Below are 6,480 nucleotides of genomic sequence, written 5' to 3'. Positions count from 1 at the left end.
GACTACAACAGCAATCTGAGTATGGAGAGCGGACGTACCCAGTCGGTGATGTTCGGCATCGCCATGCCGCTCAGGTAATCACCTAGCCAAGTTCGCGCTGATCGCCGGCCCGGAATCCATCCGGTCCGGCGATTTTTTGCCCGCGCGCGTCACAGCATCCACGGGTGTTCTTGCGCGCCGGCGACGATGCCGCCCAGCACGGCCTGGTCGCGTTCCGCATGGCTCTGGCGCAGAAAGACGGGCAGGTCGGCCGCCAGGCGCGCGAAATGGGCATCGCGGCACAGGGGGCCGGCGCCCAGCGCACGCGTGGCCAGGTGCAGGACCAGGGTGGCCGCGTCTTCCACGGCCAGGCGCAGGCGCAGCGCCAGGGCCATGGCATCGCGTTGCGGATGTCGGTCGATTTCCGCCGCGCCTTCGCGCAGCAGGGCGCCGGCCGCGCGCAAGGCGCAGTCGATCTGGCCCAGTTGCGCCAGGCGCACGGGATCGGGGGCGGCGTGCTGCGCGCGCGCATGCAGGTGGCTGGCGATGGCGCAGGCGGCGCCATACCAGGCGGCCGCGATGCCCGCGCCGCCATGCCAGTAGCCGGGGCGTTCCAGGTAGGCGCCCGGCGCGCCCACGGGGAAGGCGCGCGCGGCGGAAAAGCTCACGTCGACGCTGTCGCAGGCCGCCATGCCGACGGCGTGCCAGCCTTCATCGGTGACGTGCACGCCCGGCTGCGACAGCGCCACGGAGGCAAGGCAAGCCTGGCCCTCGGCGTTCCAGCAGCTGATCAATGCATGGCTGAGGTCACTCGCACCGGAACACCAGGCCTTGCGGCCATCGAGCACATGGCGGCCATCCGCCGTTTGCCGCAGCGTGACGCGCGCGCCCGGCAGTTCCGCGCACCACACGCCCCAGCGGCTGCCGGCCGGCGCACCGGGGCCGTCGATTTCCGCCAGGATGGCCAGCGCATCGGTATGGCTTTCATACAGCTTGAGCAGGGACAGGTCGATGGCGGCGATGGCGGCCAGCATTTGCCAGCGCCGCAGGGTGGCGCCGTGGCCGGGCAGGGGCAGCTGGTCCAGCCCCCGCTCCTGCAGGCGGCGCAAGGCTTGCAGGGGCGGTAGCGGGCTGTCGTGCGGGCGCAGCAGGGCGCTCAATGCCGCGTGGCTGAAATCCGTATCGGCAGGATGGGAAAGGGCGATGGACGACATGGTAAGCTCCTTTTTTCAGGAGCTTAGCTTTTCGTCATGACCATGTATGTTCGGTTTTGCACATTGGGGCTGGAAACGGCGCAACCGCGCGGGTTGCGCCTGGAGTGGCCTGCTTGCGTGGCGTATGCGCGTGATTTACTTGCGCGTATAGCTTTCGTCCGCGATGTAGGTATTGCCGACCGGCGAGAGCAGGTACAAGGTATTGCCGCTGATGTAGATGCCGCCGGCGTTGGTGGTGGCCGGTTCCGCAGGCGTGTCGTGGATGCAGGTACTCGAGGTGGCGCTGGTGCTGAAGCACCATTGTCCCTGGCCTTGCTCGATGCCATACTTCACGCCGGAACCCGTGACCGCCAGCTTGTACGATGGCACGGTGACATTGATCTTGTCGAGGCGCACGGTCGTCGTCGCGCCAGTGTCGCTGAGCTTGACAGGCGTGTCCGCCGAGCCCGTGTAGGTGACGGTGGGATTGGCGGTCGTCGTTTGCGTGGCCACTGGCGTACCGCTGCAGTTTGCCATCAGGAAGTACTCGGACTTGGTGGCCACTTCCAGGCTGCCATCGGACTTGGCCGTAATGGTCAGCGAATCGAGTTCATGGTCGTCGCACGGTGTTTGCCAGTTGCCGGCATACACGGACAAGGGGGCGGCGCTCGGGCCAGCGTCGGTTGATGAACCACCGCCGCCGCCGCCGCAAGCTGCCAGGAGAGTCGAAGAGGCGAGAATTACCAGGGTCTTTTTCATGTGTTTCCTATAATCGGCAAAAATGGCGTGCCGTGAGCGCACATGATTATAGGAAACATTTCTTTCTGAAAACTCACGAATACTCTCCGTCCTGCATACCGCAGGCTATTAATGGCACCTTCCCGCTTTTTCTTGATGTAATAGCGTCTTTCTTAAAATTCTTCCCAGTCATCGCCCGCCGGTGCCTTGGCTGGCGCGTGTTGTGCCGCTGGCGGCTTGGCAACACTCAGGCGCTTGGCTGGCGGCGGCGCTGCTTTTATCGCCGTCGGCACCACCGGCGGTGTCGTTTGTTGCTGTGCGCCCAGCTTGAACACGCTGACCACCTCGGCCAAATGGCTGGCCTGGTCTTGCAGGCTTTCGGCGGCGGCCGCCGCTTCCTCGACGAGGGCCGCGTTCTGCTGCGTCACGCCATCCATCTGCGCCAGCGCCTGGTTGACCTGGGCGATGCCGTCGCTTTGTTCGGTGGTGGCGACGCTGATGTCGGCCATGATGGCGGTCACCTTGCGCACGCTGTCGACCACCTGTTCCATGGTGGCGCCCGCTTCGTCGACGAGCTTGCTGCCGGCCGCCACCTTGCCGACGGAATCGTCGATCAACAGCTTGATTTCCTTGGCCGCCGCCGCCGAGCGTTGCGCCAGGTTGCGCACTTCCGTGGCGACGACGGCGAAACCGCGCCCCTGTTCGCCCGCGCGCGCCGCTTCCACGGCCGCGTTCAGGGCCAGGATATTCGTCTGGAAGGCGATGCCGTCGATGACGGAAATGATGTCGACGATCTTGTTGGACGAGTCGTTAATCGACGTCATCGTCTCGATGACCTTGCCGACCACTTCGCCGCTCTTTTGCGCCACGCTGGACGCGGACGCGGCCAGTTGATTGGCCTGGCGCGCGTGGTCGGCGTTTTCCTTGACCGTGCCCGTCAGCTCTTCCACCGAAGCGGCCGTTTCTTCCAGCGAACTGGCTTGCTGTTCCGTGCGGGCCGACAGGTCGTTATTGCCTTGCGCAATTTCCGCGCTGGCGCGGGCCACGTTGTCGGCGCTGGCTTGCACTTGCAGCAGTACGGCGTGGATCTTTTCCACGAAGGCGTTGAAACCCTTGCCGATCACGGCCAGCTCGTCCGTGCCCTTGACTTCCAGCTTGACGCGCAGGTCGGCGTCGCCGCTCGACAGGTCCGTCATGGTGCGGCCCAGGGTACGCAGGGGGCGCGTCAGCTGGTTGACGACGAGGATCAGAATGCCGGCCGTGGCCGCCGCGCACAGCAGGGCGACGATCAGGGTGTAGATCATCAGGTCGCGTGCCGAGGCCGTGGCCACGCTTTTCGGGAAATTCAGTTCCACGCTCCAGGGCGCGATATCGGGGTGGATCTGCAGCGGCTGCAGCAAATGGATGTAGCCCTTGTCGTCCTCATATTCGTACGGCTGGCCCTGGCGCACTTTTTCCAGGCCGGCCGCAGGCACGTCGTCGGCCTTCTTGCCGAGGCGATCAGGCACGGGGTGGCTCGCGTACAGGCCGCCGTTCGAGATCAGGGCCAGCTTGCCCCCTTCGATGACTTTCAGGTCGGCGAGGATTTTCGCCAGGCGCGTGAGCATGAAATCGGCGCTGGCCACGCCCTTGAAGCCGCCGTCGATCATGATGGGGGCAACCAGCGAGGCCATCAGCACATCCTTGCCGTCGACGGGGTAGATGTACGGTTCCGTGAAGTAAGTCTTGCCCGTGCGTTTGGGCACGTCGTACCAGTCGTTGGCCCCCGGTTTCGGGTCGAAGACGATGGGTTCGACTTGCAGCTTGCCGCCGGCGCCCCGCGTCCAGTAGGGCATGAAGCGGCCGCTGGCGTCGTAGTTCGGCTTCTGGTTGGCGAACTCCGCATCCTTGCCGTCGAGCGCGTTCGGTTCCCACGTTACGGCCGAGCCCAGCAAGTCTTCCGAACTGGTCAACGTCGCCTTGGTCAGTTCATTGATCTGTTCGCGCTGCAAGGGCAGGCTGGCGCTTTTGGTGCCGCGCATGGCGCCGGCCAGGCTGGACACGCTGGACAGGTTGCTGGCGATGCGCGCCTGCAATGCTCCCGCCACTTCGCGCGCCGACGTGCGCGCCAGGTCCAGCGCGGCCGCTTCGGCGCTCGCGCTGCTCTTGTAGCCGATCACGGCCGCCGTGACGCCGAGGCTGAGGACGGCGAGCGCGGTGGCGGCGACGCAGATTTTACTGTTCAGTGAGAGTTGCATGATGCTGTTCCTTGATGGGGAGGGGTATTGGTGTCATGGGCGTCGCGGGTGGCGCGCCTAGAACGTCTTGCTGATGGCCACGACCAGGGTGGTCGCGGCGGGGTTCGACGTGTCGAACTGGCCGGCCGCATTCGGGATGCCCAGGGTGTAATGGTCGTAGGCATCGGTGGCACCCCAGGCGCGCGTGACGGCGGCGCTGGCGCTCCAGCCGCCGTCGAAGGCCCGGGTGACACCGATCTTGGCGTCGCGCCAGTTCCAGATGGCGTTGCCCGTGCCCGCCACCCGGCCATTGCCGGCGTGCAGGTTCAAGGTCCAGGCATTGCCCAGGTCGACATTCGCGCCCACGTCCAGGTAGCCCGTGCCGCGCGCATTGCTGATGCCGAAGAAATCCGGCGTGACGGTATGGTTGTACTTGGCGTACAGCATCTTGTAGCTGAGGCCCAGCGACAGTTCGCCATAGTCGTACTTCACGCCTGTGGCGCGGTAGACGGCGCCCGGATACTTGTAGTAATACGCGAGCACGCTGTAGCCCAGCTCACCAAGCGTGCCGCTGTAGCCGCCGTACACGTCCCATTCGATGGTCGCATCCTCGATATAGCGGTCGCTGACGGTGGACGCCCACGTGCCCAGCGACCAGCCGCTCGGGTGCGCGTAGTCGGCCCCCGCCTGCAGCGCCGGCTTGCCCCAGGTCTGGCGAAAGCCGCGCGAAATGTATTGCGACGTGAGACTGGCATTGGCGCTGAAGGTGGCGGCGGGGCTGTCCGCGGTCTGCGCCCGCACGGGCAGGGCGGCCAGTAAAAAGAGGCAGCCGAGCAAGGATGTGGCAGGAAAATGGTGGTGCGATGGCATGGCAGTCAGCTCCGTATTTGCTGGCAGCGGCCGTTCAGGCGCGTTGCCCTGATGGTTGCGATAAAAATGCGGAATGGACTTTTGTGAAGGCAAGGCGGCTTGTGTGCATGCTCGCATGAACATGCACACATTCTCACCAAACGTAACTGAAAGGATAGGGGCTGGGGCTAGTGGAAGTCAACAAAGTTGCGTGGAGGAAAGCGTAAGTTGTTGTTTCCTGGCACTTTTTCATGCACCTGTCATCTTGCTGGCGCGCCACGGCTGGCTGCCTGTTGCAAGCCGGCCAGCAAGCCGGGCAGGGCCGCATGCAAGGCTTGCAGCTCATCTGCCAGCGCTTCGGCCTGCATTTCCACCCGGCCCGATGGCTGGCCCCAGACGACCTGGGCGCTGAGCCGGGCGCCCGACTCGAGGCCCGTGACGCTGACGAGCAGGGCGACTTCTTCCGGGGCATCGTCGGGTACATCTTCGAGCAGGCAGGAAATGCCGAAGTGATAATCCTGGAAGGCGCTGGCCGTGCCGCTGGAAAAGGCGAAGACGGAGGCGAGCGCCCGTGGCGCGGCGGCCGCAAGTGGCGGCAGGGCGGCGCGGAACAGGGGCAGCAAGTCGTTTTCCAGCTGGCGCACCAGCGGATGGGTGTGGACGAGGACGGTCATGGCGGGAGGGATCGGTTGGCGGCGCGCGATGTTAGCAGTTTTTGCGACCGCTGTGCGCAGGTACTGGTCCTGGATATTGGTCCTACCAGAGGCTTCAATCGTCATCGCTGGTGACGCGCGTGCGCACGAAATCGATGTGGCTTTGCATGGCCGTGCGCGCCTCTTCCGGCTGGCTGGCGCAGATCGCTACGCACAGGGTGCGGTGCTGCGACAACAGGTGCAGCGAGGTGGCGTCGTCCTGCTGGCGCAAGCCCGTGCCATTGATGGTGATGTGTTCGCGCAGCATGCCGATGATGCTGGTGTGCAAGTGCAAAAACATGGTGTTGTGCGACGCCTGGGCGATGACTTCATGCAGCCGCGCGTCGGCCTGCGCTTCGCCGTGCTTGTCGTCGCTGGCGCGCGCCTGTTCCAGCTCGGCCAGCAACGCCATGATCTGCGCGCGCTCGTCCCCGCTGGCCCGTTGCGCGGCAAAGTAGGCGGTCGCTCCTTCCAGCACGCGGCGAAATTCCAGGATGTCGTCGCGCAGGGCGGGGTGGTCGGCCACCAGCTGGCTCCACGGCGACGCCATGCCGGTGCGCAATTGATCCGTCACGAACACGCCGGCGCCGCGCCGGCTGCGCACGAGGCCCCGCGCCGCCAGCCGCTGCACGGCTTCGCGCACGGTGTTGCGCGAGACCGCATATTGCTGCGCCAGCAGGCGTTCGGCCGGCAGCTGCGCGCCCGCCGGCAAGCTGCCGTCCAGCAGGGCCGTTTCCAGCCTGCGCATCACCATCTCGACCCTGCCCCGCGTTTGCATGCCTGTCGCCATCGAAGTCTTTCCGGTGTTGTTTT

Annotated in this window: 6 protein-coding genes; all 6 read right to left on the bottom strand. The window is 65.3% G+C overall.

The annotated features are described in order from the left end of the window. Positions 1-149 precede the first annotated feature (149 nt). Positions 150-1,193 (bottom strand): acyl-CoA dehydrogenase, encoded by a 1,044-nt coding sequence (locus tag IGS55_RS17150; protein ID WP_230519030.1) that lies wholly within the window; start codon positions 1,191-1,193, stop codon positions 150-152. A 135-nt stretch (positions 1,194-1,328) separates the two neighbouring features. Further along, a complete protein-coding gene (locus IGS55_RS17145) occupies positions 1,329-1,931 on the bottom strand; it encodes a hypothetical protein (RefSeq protein ID WP_230519029.1) in 603 nt (200 codons plus the stop codon). 152 nt (positions 1,932-2,083) lie between these two features. After that, on the bottom strand, positions 2,084-4,147 hold the full coding sequence (locus IGS55_RS17140; protein WP_230519028.1) for a methyl-accepting chemotaxis protein: 2,064 nt from the start codon (positions 4,145-4,147) through the stop codon (positions 2,084-2,086). Between the two features lie 57 nt (positions 4,148-4,204). Beyond that, positions 4,205-4,996: a TorF family putative porin gene (locus tag IGS55_RS17135; protein ID WP_230519027.1), complete on the bottom strand. Its 792-nt coding sequence runs from the start codon at positions 4,994-4,996 to the stop codon at positions 4,205-4,207. Between the two features lie 239 nt (positions 4,997-5,235). Beyond that, on the bottom strand, positions 5,236-5,649 hold the full coding sequence (locus tag IGS55_RS17130; protein WP_230519026.1) for a hypothetical protein: 414 nt from the start codon (positions 5,647-5,649) through the stop codon (positions 5,236-5,238). Positions 5,650-5,743: 94 nt separating this feature from the next. Further along, positions 5,744-6,445: a FadR/GntR family transcriptional regulator gene (locus IGS55_RS17125; protein WP_230519025.1), complete on the bottom strand. Its 702-nt coding sequence runs from the start codon at positions 6,443-6,445 to the stop codon at positions 5,744-5,746. Positions 6,446-6,480: the final 35 nt, after the last annotated feature.

The organism is Janthinobacterium sp. EB271-G4-3-2 (assembly GCF_020858035.1).
GTDB classification, from domain to species: domain Bacteria; phylum Pseudomonadota; class Gammaproteobacteria; order Burkholderiales; family Burkholderiaceae_D; genus Janthinobacterium; species Janthinobacterium aestuarii.
The sequence above is the reverse complement of the archived record's forward strand: the minus strand, read 5'-3'. Positions and strand labels throughout refer to the sequence as shown.